The 19,842-nt window shown below is 52.8% G+C and carries 23 protein-coding genes; all 23 read left to right on the top strand.

Annotated features, from left to right (window positions below):
• Nucleotides 1–201 precede the first annotated feature (201 nt).
• The 23 genes from GXX57_07260 (at nt 202) to GXX57_07150 (ending at nt 19,830) form a co-directional block, all read left to right on the top strand.
• Entirely contained in the window at nt 202–888 is a 687-nt protein-coding gene (locus GXX57_07260) for a glycosyltransferase family 2 protein (protein HHV44450.1), read from the top strand.
• On the top strand, nt 889–2,115 hold the full coding sequence (locus tag GXX57_07255) for a Gfo/Idh/MocA family oxidoreductase (GenBank protein ID HHV44449.1): 1,227 nt from the start codon (nt 889–891) through the stop codon (nt 2,113–2,115).
• A 90-nt stretch (nt 2,116–2,205) separates the two neighbouring features.
• Complete coding sequence (locus tag GXX57_07250; protein ID HHV44448.1) at nt 2,206–3,069, top strand: hypothetical protein; 864 nt, start codon at nt 2,206–2,208, stop codon at nt 3,067–3,069.
• Between the two features lie 210 nt (nt 3,070–3,279).
• Nucleotides 3,280–4,563, top strand: a complete 1,284-nt coding sequence (locus GXX57_07245; GenBank protein ID HHV44447.1) for a sn-glycerol-1-phosphate dehydrogenase — start codon at nt 3,280–3,282, stop codon at nt 4,561–4,563.
• A 292-nt stretch (nt 4,564–4,855) separates the two neighbouring features.
• Nucleotides 4,856–5,053, top strand: a complete 198-nt coding sequence (locus GXX57_07240; GenBank protein HHV44446.1) for an AtpZ/AtpI family protein — start codon at nt 4,856–4,858, stop codon at nt 5,051–5,053.
• Nucleotides 5,022–5,447, top strand: a complete 426-nt coding sequence (locus GXX57_07235; GenBank protein ID HHV44445.1) for an ATP synthase subunit I — start codon at nt 5,022–5,024, stop codon at nt 5,445–5,447. Before GXX57_07240 ends, GXX57_07235 begins: the two co-directional genes overlap by 32 nt.
• 5 nt (nt 5,448–5,452) lie before the next feature.
• A complete protein-coding gene (gene atpB / locus GXX57_07230; protein ID HHV44444.1) occupies nt 5,453–6,106 on the top strand; it encodes a F0F1 ATP synthase subunit A in 654 nt (217 codons plus the stop codon).
• A gap of 76 nt (nt 6,107–6,182) precedes the next feature.
• The gene (gene atpE / locus GXX57_07225; protein HHV44443.1) at nt 6,183–6,443 is read left to right on the top strand and encodes an ATP synthase F0 subunit C; all 261 of its coding nucleotides are present in this window, start codon (nt 6,183–6,185) and stop codon (nt 6,441–6,443) included.
• Between the two features lie 66 nt (nt 6,444–6,509).
• On the top strand, nt 6,510–7,019 hold the full coding sequence (atpF, locus tag GXX57_07220; GenBank protein HHV44442.1) for a F0F1 ATP synthase subunit B: 510 nt from the start codon (nt 6,510–6,512) through the stop codon (nt 7,017–7,019).
• Complete coding sequence (atpH, locus tag GXX57_07215; GenBank protein ID HHV44441.1) at nt 7,019–7,552, top strand: ATP synthase F1 subunit delta; 534 nt, start codon at nt 7,019–7,021, stop codon at nt 7,550–7,552. Before atpF ends, atpH begins: the two co-directional genes overlap by 1 nt.
• Nucleotides 7,553–7,579: 27 nt before the next feature.
• The gene (locus GXX57_07210; GenBank protein ID HHV44440.1) at nt 7,580–9,088 is read left to right on the top strand and encodes a F0F1 ATP synthase subunit alpha; all 1,509 of its coding nucleotides are present in this window, start codon (nt 7,580–7,582) and stop codon (nt 9,086–9,088) included.
• Between the two features lie 24 nt (nt 9,089–9,112).
• Nucleotides 9,113–9,946 (top strand): ATP synthase F1 subunit gamma, encoded by an 834-nt coding sequence (gene atpG, locus GXX57_07205; protein ID HHV44439.1) that lies wholly within the window; start codon nt 9,113–9,115, stop codon nt 9,944–9,946.
• Between the two features lie 32 nt (nt 9,947–9,978).
• Nucleotides 9,979–11,373, top strand: a complete 1,395-nt coding sequence (gene atpD / locus GXX57_07200) for a F0F1 ATP synthase subunit beta (GenBank protein ID HHV44438.1) — start codon at nt 9,979–9,981, stop codon at nt 11,371–11,373.
• Between the two features lie 12 nt (nt 11,374–11,385).
• Nucleotides 11,386–11,796, top strand: a complete 411-nt coding sequence (locus GXX57_07195) for a F0F1 ATP synthase subunit epsilon (protein ID HHV44437.1) — start codon at nt 11,386–11,388, stop codon at nt 11,794–11,796.
• A 266-nt stretch (nt 11,797–12,062) separates the two neighbouring features.
• A complete protein-coding gene (rsxC, locus tag GXX57_07190; protein ID HHV44436.1) occupies nt 12,063–13,388 on the top strand; it encodes an electron transport complex subunit RsxC in 1,326 nt (441 codons plus the stop codon).
• The gene (locus GXX57_07185) at nt 13,378–14,373 is read left to right on the top strand and encodes an RnfABCDGE type electron transport complex subunit D (protein ID HHV44435.1); all 996 of its coding nucleotides are present in this window, start codon (nt 13,378–13,380) and stop codon (nt 14,371–14,373) included. The genes rsxC and GXX57_07185 overlap by 11 nt, the downstream gene beginning before the upstream one ends.
• Nucleotides 14,366–14,938 (top strand): FMN-binding protein, encoded by a 573-nt coding sequence (locus tag GXX57_07180; GenBank protein ID HHV44434.1) that lies wholly within the window; start codon nt 14,366–14,368, stop codon nt 14,936–14,938. The genes GXX57_07185 and GXX57_07180 overlap by 8 nt, the downstream gene beginning before the upstream one ends.
• 2 nt (nt 14,939–14,940) lie before the next feature.
• Nucleotides 14,941–15,612 carry an electron transport complex subunit E gene (locus GXX57_07175; GenBank protein HHV44433.1) on the top strand — a complete coding sequence of 224 codons (672 nt, stop codon included), beginning with the start codon at nt 14,941–14,943 and terminating at the stop codon, nt 15,610–15,612.
• Nucleotides 15,548–16,147 carry an electron transport complex subunit RsxA gene (gene rsxA / locus GXX57_07170; GenBank protein HHV44432.1) on the top strand — a complete coding sequence of 200 codons (600 nt, stop codon included), beginning with the start codon at nt 15,548–15,550 and terminating at the stop codon, nt 16,145–16,147. The genes GXX57_07175 and rsxA overlap by 65 nt, the downstream gene beginning before the upstream one ends.
• A gap of 45 nt (nt 16,148–16,192) precedes the next feature.
• A complete protein-coding gene (locus GXX57_07165; GenBank protein HHV44431.1) occupies nt 16,193–16,993 on the top strand; it encodes an RnfABCDGE type electron transport complex subunit B in 801 nt (266 codons plus the stop codon).
• A gap of 39 nt (nt 16,994–17,032) precedes the next feature.
• Nucleotides 17,033–18,046 carry a hypothetical protein gene (locus GXX57_07160; protein HHV44430.1) on the top strand — a complete coding sequence of 338 codons (1,014 nt, stop codon included), beginning with the start codon at nt 17,033–17,035 and terminating at the stop codon, nt 18,044–18,046.
• A gap of 43 nt (nt 18,047–18,089) precedes the next feature.
• On the top strand, nt 18,090–18,737 hold the full coding sequence (gene fsa / locus GXX57_07155) for a fructose-6-phosphate aldolase (protein ID HHV44429.1): 648 nt from the start codon (nt 18,090–18,092) through the stop codon (nt 18,735–18,737).
• The gene (locus tag GXX57_07150) at nt 18,730–19,830 is read left to right on the top strand and encodes a M24 family metallopeptidase (GenBank protein HHV44428.1); all 1,101 of its coding nucleotides are present in this window, start codon (nt 18,730–18,732) and stop codon (nt 19,828–19,830) included. The genes fsa and GXX57_07150 overlap by 8 nt, the downstream gene beginning before the upstream one ends.
• Nucleotides 19,831–19,842: the final 12 nt, after the last annotated feature.

Below are 19,842 nucleotides of genomic sequence, written 5' to 3'. Positions count from 1 at the left end.
TTACGCAGGCAGGACTTCTTCCGGGGGGATGTCGAACTTCTTCAACAGACTGCTGACCGAGGGTAGCAGTTTCTGACTTCCAAATATTGGAGAGGGAGCTCTCCCCCACTTATGCTTGACTCACTCGTCCCCTAGGGTTATTGCAGAGTAGCATGTCCTTTTGTATAATGGATAAGATAGGAAACCGGGAGAATCATGAACATGTGTGAGAAGAAGGTAGTGGCTTTAATACCGGCCTTCGATGAGGAGCCCAGGATAGGCGATGTTTTGAAGGTGGTTACCGCGCATCAACGGATCGATGAAGTAGTAGTCATCGATGATGGTTCCACGGATAATACAGCCCAGAGAGCAGAGACCTATCCGGTAAAGATTCTTCGCCACGCGGAGAATCGGGGTAAGGGAGCCGCTTTGCAAACGGGGATAGACTATGCCACCGATGCGGACGTTTTTTTGTTTTTGGATGCGGATCTTATTGGTCTGCAACCGGAACATGTAAACATCTTACTGGATGGTATACTTACTAGTGGTTACCAGATGGCGATCGGACGTTTTGTAAAAGGATTTGTCCTCGTTGATTTGGCCCAGCGCTATTTTCCCATACTTAACGGCCAACGGGCTTTGACAAGAGAGTTTATTGAGTTGTTGCCAGACTTGACACCGACGCGGTTTGGGGTAGAGGTCTTGATGAACAAGGCCGCGGAAATGCATCAGGTACCCTATGTTTATCTGGACTTGCATGGGATCAGTCACTGGATGAAGGAGAGAAAGTATGGTCTTCGTCGGGGTGTGCAGTCCCGGTTGCAGATGTACCGCGAGGTGTTACACTTGCGGCGCAACTATAAATCCTATCTCTCCCAGAAAGATCGTATAGACAGAGGGGGCATTTAATTGCAGGGATTGAGGATTGGGATCATTGGAATTGGTGGATTTGGGAAACAACATTTACGTATGGTACATCATGCCCAAGAGGCTGGTCGGGTTCAACTGGTGGCGGTGGCGGAGAAGTATCCCCAGGGGTGTGCCGCTGAGGTAGAAAAACTCCAATCGGCCGGGGTGAAGGTGTACGAAGACTATCTTGAGATGTTTGACCAGGAAGAACTGGACGCGGTGAATATTGCCACTCCGATTCCCTTCCATTTCGAGATGGCAATGGCGGCTTTAGAGCGGGGGATTCACGTTTATTTGGAGAAACCGCCCACGGTTTTAATCCAGGAACTACTGGTCCTGAAGCAAAAGGCTCAGGCCTCAGGTAAGGTTTGTGCAGTCGGTTTCCAACAGATTTCTTGCACCGCCTTACGGCGTCTGCAAGCCTATCTAGTATCCGGTGGACTCGGTCAGGTCCAGCAGATCACCGCGGTGGGAAAATGGAAGAGATTAGATTCCTACTACCAGCGGGCCAATTGGGCAGGGAGGATCAAGTTGGGATCTACCTATGTCCTGGATGGGCCTTTGAGCAATGCCCTTTCGCATATCTACCACAACTGTTTGTTCCTGGCTTCCTCTCAAGAAGGCCGTTTTGCCGCTCCCGAGTTGGTGCAGGCGGAACTGTATAGGGCCCATCCCATTGAGGGAGAGGATACCAACGCAGTCTTTACCCGGACCGACAACGGTGTTGAGATATTCTACTATGCCACTTTAAGTGCGCCCGTTGATGAATCGCCGGTAATCAAGGTGTACGGTACCGAAGGTAAGGCGACCTTTGTGCGGTCCTATCCCGCCCGGGTAAAGATCGAGAAGAATGACGGCCAGGTGGAAGAGTGGGAGCCGGTGTTCGAGGACGAGTATCTCCGGGTCTTCCACAACTTCCTCGATGCCATCGAGCAAGGGGTGCCGGTCTATTCCTCGATCGAAGATACGGAGCCCTTTGTACGTGGCTTGAATGGTGCGTACCTATCGGCGCAACGGGTGATGCCCATTCCTGGGGAGTGGGTGATCAGGAAGCCTGAGGGGAATACCATAGCCACCTCCATTAGCGACATCGGGAAGATTATGGATGAAGCCAGCGAGAAGAAAGTGCTGTTTTCGGGGCTGGGAGTACCTTGGGCGGTTAAGACCTCTCCCGTTTCCGTAGAGGGTTTGCAGGAGTTTGCCCTTTCTTTCGAAGGGAAGGACTGAACTTCCAGCAGGATTTTTGTTGTTGATTGTGTAAAGTAACAAGGGTGAAATCAGTGCCCATTACAATATTGTTTTGAGGTGAAACACACGATGAACAGGGAAAGCAGAGTACATCCTAAAGCAAGAAGACGGGCCGTCTTCTATGATTCCATTGAGGACGTGAAGAAAGTTAATGTCCAAGCCTTTGTGAATGATATCCGGGCGACCTATTCTCCATTGAATATCGTTCTTCTTTGCGGCTTTCTGGCGTCGATCATGATCATGGTCTTGCCAATCATCTTCATTGGGTTGTACGGTCTACTCATGATCCTGATCGAACTGATGGGCGATACCTATCAGGTAAATATTGACATGTACAAGGCTAGGACGATCAGTTATATTCTGACGTACTTAAGAAATACTTGGTGGCTGGCCATTCTCGTGGGTGGTTTCGGTGTTCTTTTGGCCTATCTGCGGAGGCTGTCCGGTCAGAGGCATGCTTACTACTATGCCACCTTTGATTTCCGGGGCAAGCCGGTGAAAATGGGGTACGACACCATCACTGCGGCGCTCGTGGTACCTATTGCCTCTATCGTTTCCGTATTTGCCCTGGGTGCTGGTGAGATTGGGATTGTTTTGATTCCCTTCTGGCTGGTCTCTGGTCTTCTGTTCTATTGGATTTGGCGTTCCTTCCAAGATTTGTTGTTAATCAAACTAGGAGAAAGAAGCGAAAACCGGGAGATGGAGTGGGGACTTCGGGATGTCTTTCGCCAGGAAGGGTTACTTAAGGGTTCCGACATAGAGATTTGCTATGAGTGCGAAAGCCAGACGGTCACCCTAAGTGGAACGGTACCGACCAAGTATGAACGCGAGAGGATGCGTATGATCTGTCTGGGCCAGGGTCGGGTAAAACGGGTGAACATTGATAATCTCGCCATGATTCAAGAAGAGGATCCAGCTCCCGGAGATCGGTAAGCAATAGGCTAATCTTACGAATGCTCAGTAGAGATTTGTTAACCCCAGTATATTTGCTGGGGTTATCTTATTGTGCCGCGTCTTGAGACGAATGTGGTTAGTCAGGGGGGCCCTCGGATCGGGCCCGTCCCAACTCGGGAACAATCCTGTCTGGCTGCCTTTTGGATTGGCTCGAAAGGGAAGGTGTAGGATTTGAACAGCGAATTCTTGTTGCCGCTATTCACTCAGGAGGAATTGTCCTATGGTGGGGACTGCTCCTGTGGGCAGAGACATTTGGTCTCCATCCAAAGGATCATTCTGGAGGAAAACCTGTTGCCACAGGTGGGTGGGTTGCTTGCAGGACTTGGATTTACAGGTTGTGGTTTTTTGGTGGCGGATTCCAACACCTATACCGTTGCGGGAAAGTACGTGTTCCAGAGTCTTAAGGATGCGGGCTTTCCCATGGAGATGCTTGTCTTCGACCAGTCCCGAAAGGTCTATCCGACGGCGGAGTACCTAGTGGATATTTTCGACCAGGTGCCCCTAAAGGCACAGTTTCTCGTGGCGGTTGGCTCGGGGACCATCAGCGACCTGGTCAAGTTTGTGGCGGGGAAGATCCGTATGCCCTATGTAATGGTGCCTACAGCCCCCTCCATGGATGGATACGCCTGTGGTGTAGCTGCCTTGATTCGCCGAGGTGTGCGGAAGAGTTCCTACGGATTGCCCGCTCCCAGGGTGATTATGGCGGATCTGGAAGTGTTAAGGGACGCTCCCTCGGAGATGATTGCCGCAGGAATAGCCGACCTTCTAGGCAAGTTTACCTCTTTGGCCGATTGGCAATTGGCCCACTGCATCACCGGTGAGTCAGTCTGCTCTAGGGCCTACACGTTGACGCGGGAGGCTGTCAGCTTGTGTTTGCAGGTGGATTGGGCTAGGGATCTGCGGACTGTCGAGGGAATCAGAGTTTTGACGGAGGGATTGTTGAAGTCTGGAATTGCCATGTTGCTGGCGGGAACGAGTAGGCCGGCATCGGGCAGTGAACACGCCATTGGGCACGTCCTGGAGATGATGGAGTTCGAGGCAGGGGAACCCAGATTGCTCCATGGACTTCGGATCGCTTTGACGCTTCCGGTGTCCTTGGAATTGTACAGGAGCTTTTTATCCCTTTCTCCGAGGGACTTGCCCAAGGAGCCCGCCCTCTGGCAACCCGAGGTATCTTGGGGCAGTGTCACGCGGTACCAGGATCCAGAGCTGCGGCACATTCAATTCCAGAGGCTAAAGGAGGCTCTTCCCTGGCTGCAGAGGGAAATCGGCAGCTGGTTGCCAGACCCTGAACAGGTAAGACGGGTACTGGCCGCTATCAACGCACCATCGTCCCTTGAGGACTATGGTATCTCCAGGGAGGATTTCCACAGGGCCGTACGTCAAGCCACGGTAGTGAGGGAGCGCTACACGGTCCTTGATGCTTTAGCCGATGTGGGAATGTTGGATTCTGCTGTCGAACGGCTTTTTTGAAAAGTCAGGCAAGGGGGAAACGACATTCTTTGGCGCACCGGTGGTGAGTTGCGGGACTAAGGCTTGTCCTAGCTTCTGAAAGCATTCCTGGAGACGAGCGAATTCCTCACATCCACCGACGGGATTATTCTTCTTAGTGCAGCAGTTCCTGCTTGTGCCGTTGTCCTTTGTCCCCAAGTATTGACTCAATATGGAAAGACGGTTATGATTATGTACTAAGGGCTCCAGTTATTTTGAGGCGGTGGCTCCCATGGTTCGAAAAGGCGCTGAGTTCTTGCGGTACTTATCCTTATTGACCCAGGTTGGCCTGACCATGGTTTTTAGTGCTGGCTTTGGGGTGTGGCTCGGCCGCCTGCTGGATGCCCGTCTGGGAACCAGATTTGTGTTTACTTGTGTTTTGTTGGTTCTCGGTATTGCTGGAGGGATGACCGCAATCTTCAGGATATTTGAGGAACTCGATGATGATGCAGGTGCACCAAAACCTAAGTGATGATCTCCGATTAATTGGAACTGTGCAAAGGCGGTTGTTGATCTTTGGTGGGGTTTTGGCTTTCCTCTCGCTGATTGGCAAACAGCCCAGTGCCGTGTATGGTTTTCTGCTCGGATGCTTGACTTCCTTCTTACAGTTTCGAGCCTTGGAAGTATCTGTAAAGCGCCAACTAAAGCTCCCGAAAGAAGGAGCTGTCCGCTATGCCCGGACAAGCTACTTTCAACGGATGTTACTAGCAAGCGGCGCTATCCTAGTTTCCCTGATCAGAAGCGAAATCAGTTTCCTAACGACGGTGATCGGGTTGCTCTTGATTAAACCTGCAATCTACAGCTTATACTTTGAAGAGTGGGTTATCTCTTCGCTCAGAAGAAAAAACCCTGAACATGGTAGGTGATATTTGTGGGTAATCCTGCGGAGGTCAATATTGTCTTTCACATTTTTGGCATGCCCGTAAGCGACATTGTGTTGGCTACCTGGGTCGTGATGGGCATAATTCTGGTCTTTGTTCTCTTGGCCACCCGTAAGATGTCACTGGTTCCCTCCGGATTACAAAACATAGCGGAGATCGCCGTTGAGGGTTTTGCGAACCTGGTGGTGGATATGATGGGGACTAAGGGCCTGCCCTATGTGCCATTGATCATGAGCATAGGGTTGTTTGTTCTGATTTCAAACATTATCGGAGTGATTCCGGGGGTTGCCACACCTACGTCCAACTACAGTACGACGTTGATGCTGGCTCTAATTGTCTTCGTGGTTTCCCATGTATCGTCTATCAGGAAGCATGGATTGCGCAGTTACTTGAAAGGTTATCTAGACCCGTTTCCCTTCTGGTTGCCAATGAATATCATCAGTGAGATCGCCCAAGTCATGTCCCATTCTTTCCGTCTTTATGGTAATATGATCGGCGGAGCGATTATTTTACAGATTGTGTATTCCTTTTTTCCCTGGGTGGTTCCTGTTCCGCTCCTAGGCTGGTTCAGTGTCTTTATGGGAATCATCCAAGCGATGGTCTTTACTCTGTTGGCCATCGCCTACATTGACTTGAAGCTATGATGGCAAGATGCTTTCCCTGCCCAAAAGGCTAGAGGATAGTAGAAAATATACCTCATCAAATAAAGGGGGATGAGTCGTGGAACTAACAAACGCGATTGTCATTGCCGCTGTATGTATAGGTTCAGGCCTGGGACTTATTGCTGGAATTGGTCCCGGTATTGGTCAAGGGTTTGCCGCGGGCAAGGCGGTGGAAGCTGTGGCCCGCCAGCCCGAGGCGGAGAATAAGATCCGTACAACCTTGATCCTTGGTGACGCGATTGCTGAGTCTACTGGTATCTACGCCTTGGCGATTGCGCTCTTCATGATCTTTACCTTCGGGATTCCGTTGATGTCTTGAGGTAGGTTCTAGCCCGCAGCAGCTTGACGCTGCGGGTTCCTTTTGGGAATATTGGGGGGAAACGATTTGCTAGTAGATCCTTGGGTATTTGTCCAGGAACTTGTGAACTTTTTGCTCCTCACTTTGCTGCTGTACTGGTTGTTGCACAAGCCGGTGAGCAAGTTCATGGAAGAACGCAAACAGAGAATTGCCAAAGATCTGGAGGAGGCGAACAGGGCCAGGGAGGAAGCTTTGGAGAAACACCGTCAATACTTAGCTCAATTGGACCAGGCCCACGATGAAGCGCGACAGATCATTGACAAGGCCATTGAACGCTCTAAAGAGATCGAGCGAGACATGGTGGAACAGGCCCGGCGGGAGATTGCTCAGATGAAAAGCCGTGCCGAAAATGAATTGGAACAGGAAGCAAAGAAGGCTGTCAGTGAGTTGAAGGAGCATGTGGCGACCTTGGCCGTGGCTGCGGCGGAGAAAGTGATCGCTAAGAATCTGGATGCGAAGGCCCACGAAGATATGCTGACTGCCTTCATCAACCAGCTGGACCAATATATTGACAGCGAACAGACAGGTGAAAACTGATGTCCATCGTTGCAAGGAAATATGCTCAGGCCATCTTTCAGTGCGGTCGGGAGGAAGGTAAGCTAAAGCAGTATAAGGCAGAGTTTTCCGCGCTAGGCACCGCTTTGGAACAGAGTGTGTATCTGCGGCGGCTCCTCTTTTACCCTCGGATTACTCCAGAGCAAAAGGTAAAGCTGCTGGAGCAGGTTTGTCAATTGACCTTTAGCCCAGAGACTACTAACTTGCTAATCCTCCTTTTCAAACGGGGCAGGGCCAAGGAATTGGGTAAGGTCGCCCAGGAGTTTGCCATGCTCATAACGGAGCATGAAAATGTGCTGGAAGTACAGGTTGCCACTGCTGTCGACTTGCCGAAGAAATTGGAGACACTGTTGCAGCAGCGCTTAGAGAAACTCACCGGGAAAAGGATCCTTCTGCGTACAGTGACCGATCCCACCTTGATCGGAGGTATGGTGCTTACCATGGGAGATCGGGTAATTGATGGCAGCATTCGGACCTTCTTGCAAGCGCTGCGACGAGAATTAGTTTACCATTAGTTAACTGGAACGAAATGGGTGGTGTAGTTGCGTATACGACCTGAAGAGATTAGTGCCATCATTAGGGAACAGATCGACGGTTTTACACCACAGATAGACATCGCCGAGGTCGGTACCGTGCTAACCGTTGGTGACGGTATTGCTCGCATTTTCGGTTTGGAATCGGTGATGGCCGGCGAACTCTTGGAGTTTCCCAATGGTGTTTACGGTATGGCCCTGAATTTGGAAGAGGATGTTGTTTCTGCTGTACTCCTGGGTGAAGTGAACCGGGTTCACGAGGGAGACCAGGTAAAGAAGACCGGCAGAGTGATGGAAGTACCCGTAGGTGAGGCTTTGTTGGGGCGGGTAGTCAATGCCCTGGGGCAACCTATCGATGGCAAAGGACCCATTGCCACTACCAAGTTCCGTCCCATCGAGAACCGTCCGCCCGGTGTTGTGCAGCGACGTCCTGTGTCCGAGCCGTTACAGACTGGTATAAAGGCCATTGATTCTATGACCCCCATCGGTCGCGGGCAACGGGAGTTAATCATTGGAGACCGGCAGACTGGTAAGACGGCTATTGCCATTGACACCATCTTGAACCAAAAGAGGAAAGGTGTGTTCTGCATTTATGTGGCCATTGGCCAGAAGGCTTCTACAGTGGCTCGGATCGTGGAGACTTTACGGGAAGCCGGTGCCATGGACTATACTGTAGTGGTGGTTGCCACCGCCAGTGAACCGGCCCCAATGCTTTATGTGGCTCCCTACGCGGGCTGTGCCATGGGTGAAGAGTTCATGTACAATGGCCAACATGCCCTTGTGGTCTATGATGATCTTACCAAACATGCCACCGCTTACCGGGAAATGTCCCTCTTGCTGAGAAGACCCCCCGGCCGGGAAGCTTTCCCGGGAGATGTGTTCTACCTGCATTCGCGTCTTTTGGAACGAGCGGCAAAACTCAGTGACGAACACGGTGGCGGTTCTCTGACAGCTTTACCTATCATTGAGACACAGGCCGGCGATGTTTCATCCTATATCCCCACCAACGTGATTTCCATCACTGACGGACAGATTTACCTGGAGACTGATTTGTTCTTTGCCGGTATCCGCCCGGCGATCAACGTGGGTTTATCTGTATCCCGGGTGGGTAGTGCCGCACAGATCAAGGCAATGAAACAGGTGGGTGGCCGGCTCAGGCTGGATCAAGCCCAGTACCGGGAGCTTGCAGCCTTCGCTCGCTTTGCTTCGGAGCTGGACAGGGCTACTCAGGCCCGATTGACGCGGGGTGAAAGAACCAGGGAGATCCTAAAGCAGGGCCAGTATCAACCGATGCCTATAGGAGAACAGGTAATCTCCATTTATGTGGCAGTGCATGGATACCTGGATGATTTGCCTGTAGATCAAGTATTGCGGTTTGAACGGGAGTTCTTGGATCACATGCGGAGGCATCATGGCGAGGTGGCCAACTCCATTGAGACCACCGGGGAGTTGTCTCCGGAAATCGAGGGTAAGCTACGGGCGGCCGTGGAGCAGTTCAAGAAGGATTTCATCGCTTAACATCACGGTCTGAGGGAGATAGCTATGGAGAGTACACGGGATTTACGTAGACGGATTCGATCCGTAACCAGCACCCAGCAGATTACAAGGGCGATGAAATTGGTGGCCACCGTGAAGCTGCAGAAGGCTGAAGCTATGTTCCGAAGCTACCAGGCCTATCATGAAGGTATGGCGGAGCTTCTTGATCTGGTAGCCCACGGGGTAAATGATCCGGAGTACGATCTGTTTCGTCCCGGTAAAGGCAAACCCTGTTATTTAGTCATCTCTTCCGACTTGGGTCTTGCCGGTGGTTACAACGCCAACTTACTCCGGCATGTCCTAGACCGGGCGGAGCCTGATGCTTGCTTTATTGTGATCGGGCAAAAGGGTCGGGACGTACTCCGTACACGACAGAAGGAGATCCTCGCCCAGTATCTGCAGCTGGGGGATACACCGGACTATAGTCAAGCCCGGGAGATAGGGCAATTGATCGTCGAATTCTACCGGTCTGGGATCATTAGGTCGCTACATGTGGTCCATGTACATGCCCGTACGCTACTGACCCAAGAAATCAAAGAGGTTCCCCTGTTGCCCATCCAGCCAAGTCACAGGACTGAGGCCCTTTCGGGAGTCCTCTTTGAACCATCGGCGGAGAAGATCCTGACCCAACTCATACCGAATTATATCCAGGCGCGCTTGTATGGAGCGATGCTGGATGCGAAGGTGGCTGAATTTGCCAGCCGGATGACGGCAATGGATGCCGCCACAGAAAATGCCCAAGAACTGATTGATGAGCTGGGACTATCGTTGAATCGGGCAAGGCAGCAGGCGATCACCAAGGAAATCATTGAGATTGTCAGTGGTGCCGAAGCGCTGTAGTGCTGAGTCTGCCCAGAGGAAGGAGCAAGAGTATGCAGGATGGTAGGGTATTAACGGTAATCGGACCTGTGGTGGACGTAGAGTTCCCCAGTGAGCATTTGCCGGATATTTACAACGCCCTTCATGTGATAGACGAGAAAGACCAGACGGTTCAGTTGGTCCTGGAAGCGGTACAGCACATCGGGGACAATGTGGTCCGGTGTGTGGCCATGGATGCCACCGATGGATTGGTACGTGGGATGAGAGTCGTTGATACGCAAAGCCCGATCAAAGTTCCGGTGGGTCAAGCTACCCTCGGTCGGATCTTTAACGTGTTGGGCGAGACCATTGACGAGGGCGAACCGGTGGAAACTGAAGTCTATTGGCCGATTCATCGCAGTGCTCCTCCCCTCACCGAACAGGAGACGAAAACGGAGATCCTGGAGACGGGGATTAAGGTAATCGACCTGTTGGCCCCCTATGCCAAGGGTGGCAAGGTTGGTCTGTTTGGTGGTGCCGGTGTCGGGAAAACGGTACTGATTATGGAGCTCATCAGGAATATCGCCACAGAGCACGGCGGTTACTCCGTCTTTGCCGGGGTGGGGGAGCGCACCAGGGAAGGCAATGAGCTATGGCTAGAGATGCAAGAGTCGGGAGTCTTGGACAAGACGACCCTGGTTTTCGGTCAGATGAACGAGCCTCCCGGGGCGAGAATGCGTGTTGCTCTTTCGGCACTGACTATGGCCGAGTATTTCCGCGATGAAGAGGGCCGAGACGTCCTTTTGTTCATTGATAACATCTTCCGCTTTATTCAGGCGGGTTCCGAAGTGTCGGCTCTGCTGGGTCGGATGCCTTCGGCGGTGGGGTATCAGCCGACGCTAGCCACCGACGTAGGCCAACTGCAGGAGCGGATTACGTCAACCAAACGGGGTTCCATTACCTCCATTCAGGCTATTTACGTCCCCGCTGATGACTATACGGATCCGGCGCCGGCCACTACCTTTGCCCACTTGGATGCAACGACGAACCTGCAACGTAGCATCGCAGAGTTGGGGATCTATCCGGCGGTGGACCCGTTGACGTCTACCTCGCGAATCCTTGATCCAAGGATTGTCGGCGAAGAGCATTATCGTGTGGCCCGGGGTGTCCAGGAGATCCTGCAGCGGTATAAGGAATTGCAGGACATTATCGCGATCTTGGGCATGGATGAGTTGTCGGACGAGGACAAACTGATTGTGAATCGGGCCCGGCGGATCCAACAGTTCCTATCCCAACCCCTCTTTGTGGCGGAGACCTTCACTGGTTATGAGGGACGCTATGTGCCCAGGGAAGAGACGGTGCGCAGCTTCAAGGAAATCCTGGAAGGGAAACACGACCATCTTCCGGAGGAAGCCTTCCGTTATGTAGGTTCCATCGACGAAGCGGTGGAGCGGGCCAAGTCGTTATAACGGGGTGATACTTTGAGCCAGAAAACACTGACGGTGAAGATTTTGACCCCGGAACGAAAGGTATTTGTTGGGGAAGCTGATATGATCATTGCCAGAAGCATTGATGGAGATATCGGTATCATGCCTGGACATGCCCCTTTGGTGACCATGCTTCGTTCCGGCGTGTTTCGGGTAAGAGCGGCCGGGACCGTTCAGAGACTGGCGGTGCACAATGGCTACCTCAGTGTTCGGGATAACACTGTCCTCGTTCTGAGCGAGGCGGCGGAAAGGGCTGAGGAAATCGATGTGGATCGGGCCTTAGCCGCTAAAAGACGGGCCGAGGAGCGTTTGGCCCGGGTGCAAATGGAGAAAATTGACGCTGCCCGGGCAAAGGCGGCCCTGGAACGTGCCCTGAGCCGTCTGCAAGCGGCTGGATCAGATTAGCCGCTTGCGTATGAAGATTAATCATGTTAGACTAATTGTGTTCATTGGCGCCCTATAAGGAGTAAGGATTATAGGGCATTATCTCTATCTAGGTTTATATAATTTGCGCAGTATTTCTGTATATATATATGAAAAAAGAAGCGAAAGCTTATTTAGATCTGGCCCACAATCTACAAGAGTGCCTAGGACGTGGAGTTGAACTGTGTAAGACTGTGGCTAGTGGGCGATATTTTTTTGATTAGGATCGTTATAGCTCAACTTAAGGGGTGAATCTGTTGGGAGTAGGTAGCTTTCGGGGAGGCGTGCCCATGGCGGATCACAAGGAGTTGACCTGTGATTGTGCCATCACTCCCGTACCGACGCCGGCCCGCGTCGTGCTTCCCGTCAAGCAGCATATCGGGGCTCTAGCGCAGGTAGTCGTCAAGAAGGGGGATGTGGTACAGAAGGGTCAGCTTATCGCCCAGTGTGACGGCAAAGTATCCGCCAATATTTGTGCCAGTGTCAGTGGCACTGTTATAGATATTTCCCCCCAACCGCATCACTCGGGATGTCCTGTTCCCGCGGTGGTTATAGAGACCGGGGAGAAGCAAGTGTGGCAGACAGATCTCACACCGGTAAGTCTCGATGAAGTGAAGCCCAGTGAGATTGTAGACATTGTGAAAAAGGCTGGCATTGTGGGGATGGGAGGTGCCGGATTTCCCACCCATGTCAAACTGACACCACCCCGGGATAAGGTGATTCAGACGCTGATCATCAACGGGTGTGAGTGTGAGCCCTACCTTACAGGAGACTACCGTTTGATGGTGGAGCATCCCAAGGAGGTAGTCTTTGGGGCGAAGGCCTTGGCGAAGGCCGTCGGGGCTGAGCAGGTGTTTATCGGAGTCGAGGACAATAAGCCCAAGGCTATTCAAGCTTTGCAGGAAGCGGCTGATGATGGGATCAGTGTTATACCTTTGAGGACCAAGTACCCGCAGGGTGCCGAAAAGCAATTGATTTACAGCATTCTAGAACGGGAGGTTCCGCGGGGCGGTTTGCCCATGGACGTGGGCGTGATGGTGAATAATGTGGCTACGGCCTACGCCGTATGGCAGGCGTTGGTGAAGGGTTGGCCGTTGGTAGAACGGGTGGTGACCGTTACCGGAGAAGGAATCGCCAAACCCGGCAACTACTTGGTACCATTGGGGATGACTGTGGGGGATCTCATCGAGGCCTGCATGGGTTTTGTTGGGGATCCGGGGAAAATCATCCTCGGTGGTCCGATGATGGGCACGGCCATCACGGATTTGCGGGTTCCGATCACCAAGGATACTACGGGTATCGTTGTTCTTACCCGCGAGCAAGCGCGCCGCGAGGTGGTGTATCCTTGCATCAAGTGTGGCCGTTGTCTTGAGGTGTGCCCTGTATACCTGGTGCCCACCGCCATTGCGCGTTTTGCAGAGCACGATGAACTCGATGCCGCGGAAGAGTATGGTGCTAGGTGTTGCATTGAGTGTGGTTGTTGTTCTTTCGTCTGCCCGTCAAACCGACCATTGGTGCACTGGATCCAAGTGGCCAAAGCTAAGTTGGGCTTAATCGGGGATAATGTGGGATAGTTTGGAGGAGAGTGCTTTGGCGAAAGAAACGGAACATCAGCTGGAACTGATGATGGGGGCTTCTCCCCATATAAAAGCCGAGGACTCGGTACCGATGATTATGTATACGGTGGCTTTGGCCTTGTTGCCCAGTCTGGTCTGCGCCATCTATTATTTCGGTTTCCGAGCTTTGGCCCTTACGGTTGTAACGATCGTGGCGGCTATGGTTGCGGAGGCGGTGATCCAGAAGCTGCGAGGACAAGCGATTACTATCTGGGATGGCAGTGCCTTGGTCACCGGCCTGTTGCTGGCCTTTAACTTGCCTCCGGCCCTACCCTATTGGATGGCGATTGTGGGAGCCGTGGTGGCGATTTTCCTAGGCAAGCAGATCTTTGGTGGTCTGGGCCAGAACCCGTTCAATCCGGCCTTGATCGGTCGAGTGTTTCTTTCTGTTGCCTTTCCCGCGGCCATGACCACGTGGACTTGGCCCTTTGATGGGCTGAGCCTGGCTACACCCTATGATGCCTTTTCTCAGGCCACTCCATTGATGCTCATGAAGTCCGAGGGTGTGGTTACTTCCTATCTGGATCTGTTTTTGGGGAATGTGCCCGGTTGTCTAGGGGAGACTTGTACCTTGGCTTTGCTGGTGGGAGCTGGGTTGTTGTTATATAAGCGCTATATCGACTGGCGAATTCCTGTCGGCTATCTAGGTACTGTTTTCCTTCTCACCTGGATACTGGGTCAAGATCCCGTTTTCCACCTATTGGCTGGAGGACTGATCCTCGGTGCTTTCTTTATGGCCACCGACATGGTCACCAGCCCCATGACTAAAACAGGTCGTTGGATTTTTGGTATTGGGGCCGGCATCATCTTGGTGCTCATTCGCCTGTACGGGGCCTATCCTGAAGGCGTGAGTTTTTCAATTCTCTTGATGAATGCCGTGACACCCATGTTGAACCACTATACTAAACCACGCATATTTGGGGAGGTGAAAAAGCATGTCTAACAAAACTAAGATGGTGGCTACCTTGGTTGTGGTCTGCGTAGTCGCCGCTGCAGTACTGGCGTTGGTGTACAATTTCACCAAGCAGCGGATCGACGAGCGGCTGGACAGTGAATTGGCTGCGTCCTTGGCCGTTGTATTGCCCGAGGCGAAGTCCTTTGCTGTCCTCGAGCAGGAGGATCTTTCCATCGATCTTAGCAGCTTGGCGGAGGAGGTCTATGTGGGTCGTGACCAGTCCGGTAAGGATATTGGCCTAGCCTACGTGAAGTCCGCGCCTGGCTTCAAAGGTGACATCCGGGTGCTGATCGGCATGAGCCTACCTGATGGGGCGATTACCGGTGTGCACATCCTGAGTCATTCCGAGACCCCTGATGTGGGGGACAAGATCGAAGAGGATTGGTTCCTCGAGCAGTATGTTGGCTGGAATCCAGGTAGTGAGCAGGAACCGGAATTTGATACCATCACCCGAGCCACGGTTTCCAGCGTTGCTGTAAACACCGTTGTTAAAGAAAGCGCACGTCAAATTTTCCAAGAGCTTGTGCCAGCTCTAGGGGAAGGAGCTAGGTAAGGATGTTTTCAGATTTAATCCGGGGACTTTGGAAAGAGAATCCGACCTTTCGGATGCTGATCGGAATGTGCCCTACTTTGGCTATTACGACTACCGCCACCAATGGTTTTGTGATGGGTCTTTCGGTGGTTTTCGTGCTGGCGTGTTCTAACGTGATTATCTCTCTCCTTCGAAAACAGATTCCGGCCGAGGTGCGTATTCCGTGCTATATCGTGATTATCGCCACCTTTGTTACCGTTGTGGACTTGGTGTTGGCGGCGTATGTCCCCGGGATCCATCGGGTATTGGGCTTGTATATCCCGCTTATTACCGTTAACTGCCTCATTCTTGGTAGAGCGGAAGCCTTTGCCTCGAAGATGCCAGTATATCGCTCTTTCCTCGATGGAATTGGTATGGGCCTAGGGTTTACCATTGCCTTGGTAACCTTAGGCTCCATTCGAGAGATCCTGGGAGCCGGCACCATTTTTGGTTATCGACTTTTGTGGGAGGGATTTACCCCGTGGGTGATCATGATTACGCCGCCGGGGGCCTTCTTTACCTTGGGACTGTTAGTTGGACTGGTAAATTGGTTAAGCACGGCGATTGCCCAGGGAACGTTGTTCCGGAAAGATGCGGGAAGGAGGGCCAAGGTTGGAACTGCTGTTCATATTCATCGGGTCGGTTCTGGTCAATAACTTCGTCTTAGTTCAGTTTTTGGGGATTTGTCCCTTCCTTGGCGTATCCAAACAGCTGGATACGGCCTTCGGGATGGGGATGGCCACCACTTTCGTATTGACCGTGTCTAGTGTGGCCACTTGGTTGTTGAACCGCTATATTCTGGTCCAACTTGGCATTCCCTATCTGCGGAACGTGATGTTTATTCTCGTAATCGCTGTGCTGGTGCAGCTTGTGGAGATGTTCCTGAAGAAGGTCAGTCCGGTGCTGTATCGCGCCCTGGGAATCTTCTTGCCGTTGATTACCACAAACTGCGCCATCCTGGGGCTAGCCCTGATCATTGCTCAAAGGGAATACAATCTTATTCAGTCCATTGTGTTCAGCCTTGGTGCAGGCCTTGGTTTTACCTTGGCTTTGGTGATCATGGCGGGCATTAGACAGGAGCTGAGATTCAGCAATATTCCCAAGTGTCTGCAGGGATCAGGTATCGCGCTGATTGTGGCGGGCCTTTTGTCTTTAGCCTTTATGGGATTTTCCGGAATTGTCCCGGTCTGATGAGGGGGGAGCAGGTTGAACGACGTACTGGTTTCCGCGGTAAGCATGGGGCTGTTGGGTACCGTATTTGGTCTAGGTTTGATGTATGCGTCGAGCCGCTTTAAGGTGGAGACGGACCCGCGGGTCGAGGAGGTTGCGGAGCTGGCCCCCGGTGCCAACTGCGGTGCCTGTGGTTTTTCCGGATGCCATGCCTTTGCGGAGGCGGTAGTGACCGGAAAGGCACCGATGACCGGTTGCCCAGTGGGTGGTAATGCCTTTGCCGAGAAGATTGCTGCCGTTCTCGGTGAAGCAATAGAGGAAATGCCTGTTCGGCAAGTGGCCCATGTGAAATGTGGCGGATGTAATGATAAGGCGAAAAGCCGCGGTGAGTATGAAGGAGCCACCGACTGTTGGGCGGCTATGCTGCATTTTGGCGGGCCCAAGGAGTGTATGTATGGTTGTTTGGGTCTTGGTAGTTGCGTGCGGGCGTGTCAGTTTGACGCCATGTGGATGAATCCCAACGGCCTTCCCGAGGTGGATGAGGATAAGTGCACAGCCTGTGGCAAATGTGTGGAGGCTTGTCCCCGTCGATTGGTGGAGTTGGTACCGGTGACGGGGCAGGTGCACGTGCGTTGCAAGTCTAAGGACCCTGGGAAAGTGGTTCGAAAGGTTTGCGAGGTGGGATGCATCGGTTGTGGGCTATGTGTGAAAGCTTGTGCCTACGATGCCATTGCAGTAACCGATCACCTGGCGGCCATTGACTACGAGAAATGCACCAATTGTGGGGAATGTGCGAGAAAGTGTCCCACTCAGGCGATCATCATTCAGGAGTTTAAGGCCGGATCAGCGGAGAAACTGGCTGGTTAAGCTTTAGAGGACTGGGTTGTGGATAGGGAGGCAATGATGTTGAAAAAGCGGATATTTGCAGCCATCTTAACATCTGTATTTATCTTGATTAGCATTGGTGGTGCTTACGCGAAAGATGTTTTCCCTGGGGCACGGGCTTTGGGGATGGGCGGTGCCTACGTGGCAGTGGTGGATGACAACGGAGCCGCGTATTGGAATCCAGCGGGTCTTAGAAAGATCGGCTTTCTGTCCATTAATCCTACCTTCACTTTACACTCCAGCTCAATGCAGTTGCAAGACGTCTGGGAGATGGTGCTGAGCCAGGAATTCCCGGAGGAGATCGTCTTGCCCGCGGCTTTGGATCTTGCAGGCCAAGTGGGCTTTTCGGGTCGCGCTTTGGGCTTTAACGTGATTGTGGAAGCCAACGCGGACTTTGTGCCCGGAGAGTCGGAACAACCGGTGGGGGAGGCGAAGGCCTTGGTCAGCGGTGCCCTTACTGTGGCCACCACCCCGGTGAAGGTGCCCGCAAGTCTTCTTGCGGTACATGCTGGTGGGAATCTACGGGTGCTTTATGGACGGTACTATGCCCTCAACCAGGAGGAATATAAAGAGCTCAGTGCCGAAGGTAGAGGATATGCTCTGGATGCGGGTGTGCTCATCGAGGCCACACCAGTAATCACCCTAGGTGCCCGGGCAACGGACCTATTTGGTAAGGTGCTGTGGTCCGGCACGGAGACTAGCTATACCAATGAGGAGAAGGACATGGAATGGGAGGAAAACCTAACACCCGATTACCGGGTAGGCATCGCGGTGAAGCCTCCTTTGACAGGTCTGATCGTGGCCTGTGACATCGAAGACCCTGGTGCTCCTTCCCAGGCATTGTACCTTGGGGTGGAAAAACGGCTGCTGGGTCTGGGTAGTCTGCGGGCGGGAATGATGTCCAAAGAGACCGGCAAGACTTATACGGTGGGGGCTGGGTTTGGTTTAGGCTTTGCCCAAGTGGATGCGGCTATTGCCAGTGAGGATTTCCGGGAGATTACCGCTGCAGCGATCAGTGTGTCCCTGAGTTTTTGAGTGGGCTTTTAAGGGTCACAACCACGGAAGGAGCGTGACGGGCATGCAGTTTTTCATTGATACCGCCAATATTGAGGAGATTAAGCAGGCCCATGCCTGGGGGGTTATCTCTGGGGTGACGACCAACCCCTCGTTGGTGGCCAAGGAAGGTCGGAATTTTGAAGCTGTCATTAAAGAAATTGCCAGTATTGTGGATGGACCGATCAGCGCAGAAGTGCTCAGTCTTGTGAGCGATGAGATGGTAAGGGAAGCCCAGAAGCTTGCTTCGTGGTCAAAGAATGTTGTAATCAAGGTCCCGATGACCAGCGACGGACTTCAGGCGGTAAACCAGTTGTCTAAACTAGGGATCCCGACTAATGTGACTTTGGTCTTCTCCGCCAGTCAGGCTCTTTTGGCCGCCAGGGCTGGTGCCACTTACGTTAGCCCCTTCATTGGCCGTTTAGACGATATCTCCCATGATGGGATGGAATTGATTCGGGATATCGTGGAGATCTATGACATGCATAATATCTCCACCCAGATCATTGCCGCCAGTGTACGGAGCCCCATGCATGTGGTGGAAGCGGCAAAGGCAGGGGCCCATGTGGCCACAGTACCCTTCAAGGTGTTGCAGCAGATGGTGAACCATCCCCTAACGGATCTGGGGGTTGAGAAGTTCTTGGCCGATTGGGAGCGTGCTGGCATTGGATAATACAAGAATTGCAAAGGAGAACCTGCGTAAGGTCAGGGAGTTCTTAGCTGAACGGGGGCTAGGGGCCCTGGTGGTGAGCCGGCAGCACAACCTCTTTTGGTTGACAGGCGGCGGAGATTGCCATGTGGGGCTTGCCACCCAGGATGCCGCGGCTCGCCTGGTGGTGACCGCGGATGAAGCGTACATTATTACCAAGAATATCGAACTGCCCCGACTCTTGGCGGAAGAAGTGGATCCCAACCTCTTTCAGGTGCGGGCCTTCGATTGGTACGAAGGGGACTTCGACCCCATAATCAAAGAATTGGTGGGCGACTTGCCCTTGGGCAGCGATATGCCTGGTGCCGAGACCGTTTTTTTGGAGTCTGAGCTGGGGTTGCTGCGATCCCTCTATAGCGAGGGGGAGCAGGAACGGCTGTTGATTGCCGGCCAAAGACTGGGCGAGGCCTTGGGACAAGTGTGCCGTGAGGTTGTACCCGGGGAGACGGAATTTGCCGTAGCGGGGAGACTGACCAGTGCCCTGTTGGCCCGGGAGTTGACTCCCACGGTTCTGTTGGTGGGGGCCGATGAACGGATCGCGAAATTCAGACATCCCATTCCTACACAAAAAGTGGTGACAAAGTATGCTATGGTGGCCTGTGTTGCCCGGTACAAAGGTATCCAGGTGGCAGGCAGTCGACTGGTGCACTTTGGACCTTTAGACGCTGATCTGTTGCGTAAACACCAGGCGGTGGTTACGGTAGATGCCACCTTGATCGGGCAAAGTGTACCGGGAAGGAAACTGAACGAAATCCTGGCTGCAGGGATTGCCGCCTACAGGGAGGCGGGCTTTGCGGAGGAATGGAAACTCCATCATCAAGGCGGGATCATTGGATACTGGACTCGGGAGATGATCGCCACCCCTCAAACCCAGCTCACCCTTCGGGAAAACCAGGCCCTCGCGTGGAATCCTTCCATCACTGGTACCAAGTCCGAGGATACGATCTTGGTCACCAAGGATGGTCCCCAGGTGGTCACCAGCACCCCTGATTGGCCGATGTTGGAAGTGCACACAGTCGACGGGGTCTTCTATCGTCCGGACATCCTGGTCCGCTAATAGGAGGTTAGA

This window comes from Bacillota bacterium (genome assembly GCA_012839765.1).
Taxonomy (GTDB): Bacteria; Bacillota; Limnochordia; order DUMW01; family DUMW01; genus DUMW01.
Note: the sequence above shows the minus strand (reverse complement) of the source record. Positions and strands in the feature narration are given on the sequence as shown.

Bases quoted from the DNA above. Each gene is read 5' to 3' on its own strand.
- GXX57_07260 (HHV44450.1), top strand. From the start codon at position 202: ATGTGTGAGAAGAAGGTAGTGGCTTTAATACCGGCCTTCGATGAGGAG.
- GXX57_07250 (HHV44448.1), top strand. From the start codon at position 2,206: ATGAACAGGGAAAGCAGAGTACATCCTAAAGCAAGAAGACGGGCCGTC.
- GXX57_07235 (HHV44445.1), top strand. From the start codon at position 5,022: ATGATGATGCAGGTGCACCAAAACCTAAGTGATGATCTCCGATTAATT.
- atpH (HHV44441.1), top strand. From the start codon at position 7,019: ATGTCCATCGTTGCAAGGAAATATGCTCAGGCCATCTTTCAGTGCGGT.
- atpG (HHV44439.1), top strand. From the start codon at position 9,113: ATGGAGAGTACACGGGATTTACGTAGACGGATTCGATCCGTAACCAGC.
- atpD (HHV44438.1), top strand. From the start codon at position 9,979: ATGCAGGATGGTAGGGTATTAACGGTAATCGGACCTGTGGTGGACGTA.
- GXX57_07185 (HHV44435.1), top strand. From the start codon at position 13,378: ATGTGGGATAGTTTGGAGGAGAGTGCTTTGGCGAAAGAAACGGAACAT.
- GXX57_07180 (HHV44434.1), top strand. From the start codon at position 14,366: ATGTCTAACAAAACTAAGATGGTGGCTACCTTGGTTGTGGTCTGCGTA.
- GXX57_07175 (HHV44433.1), top strand. From the start codon at position 14,941: ATGTTTTCAGATTTAATCCGGGGACTTTGGAAAGAGAATCCGACCTTT.
- rsxA (HHV44432.1), top strand. From the start codon at position 15,548: ATGCGGGAAGGAGGGCCAAGGTTGGAACTGCTGTTCATATTCATCGGG.
- GXX57_07165 (HHV44431.1), top strand. From the start codon at position 16,193: ATGGGGCTGTTGGGTACCGTATTTGGTCTAGGTTTGATGTATGCGTCG.
- fsa (HHV44429.1), top strand. From the start codon at position 18,090: ATGCAGTTTTTCATTGATACCGCCAATATTGAGGAGATTAAGCAGGCC.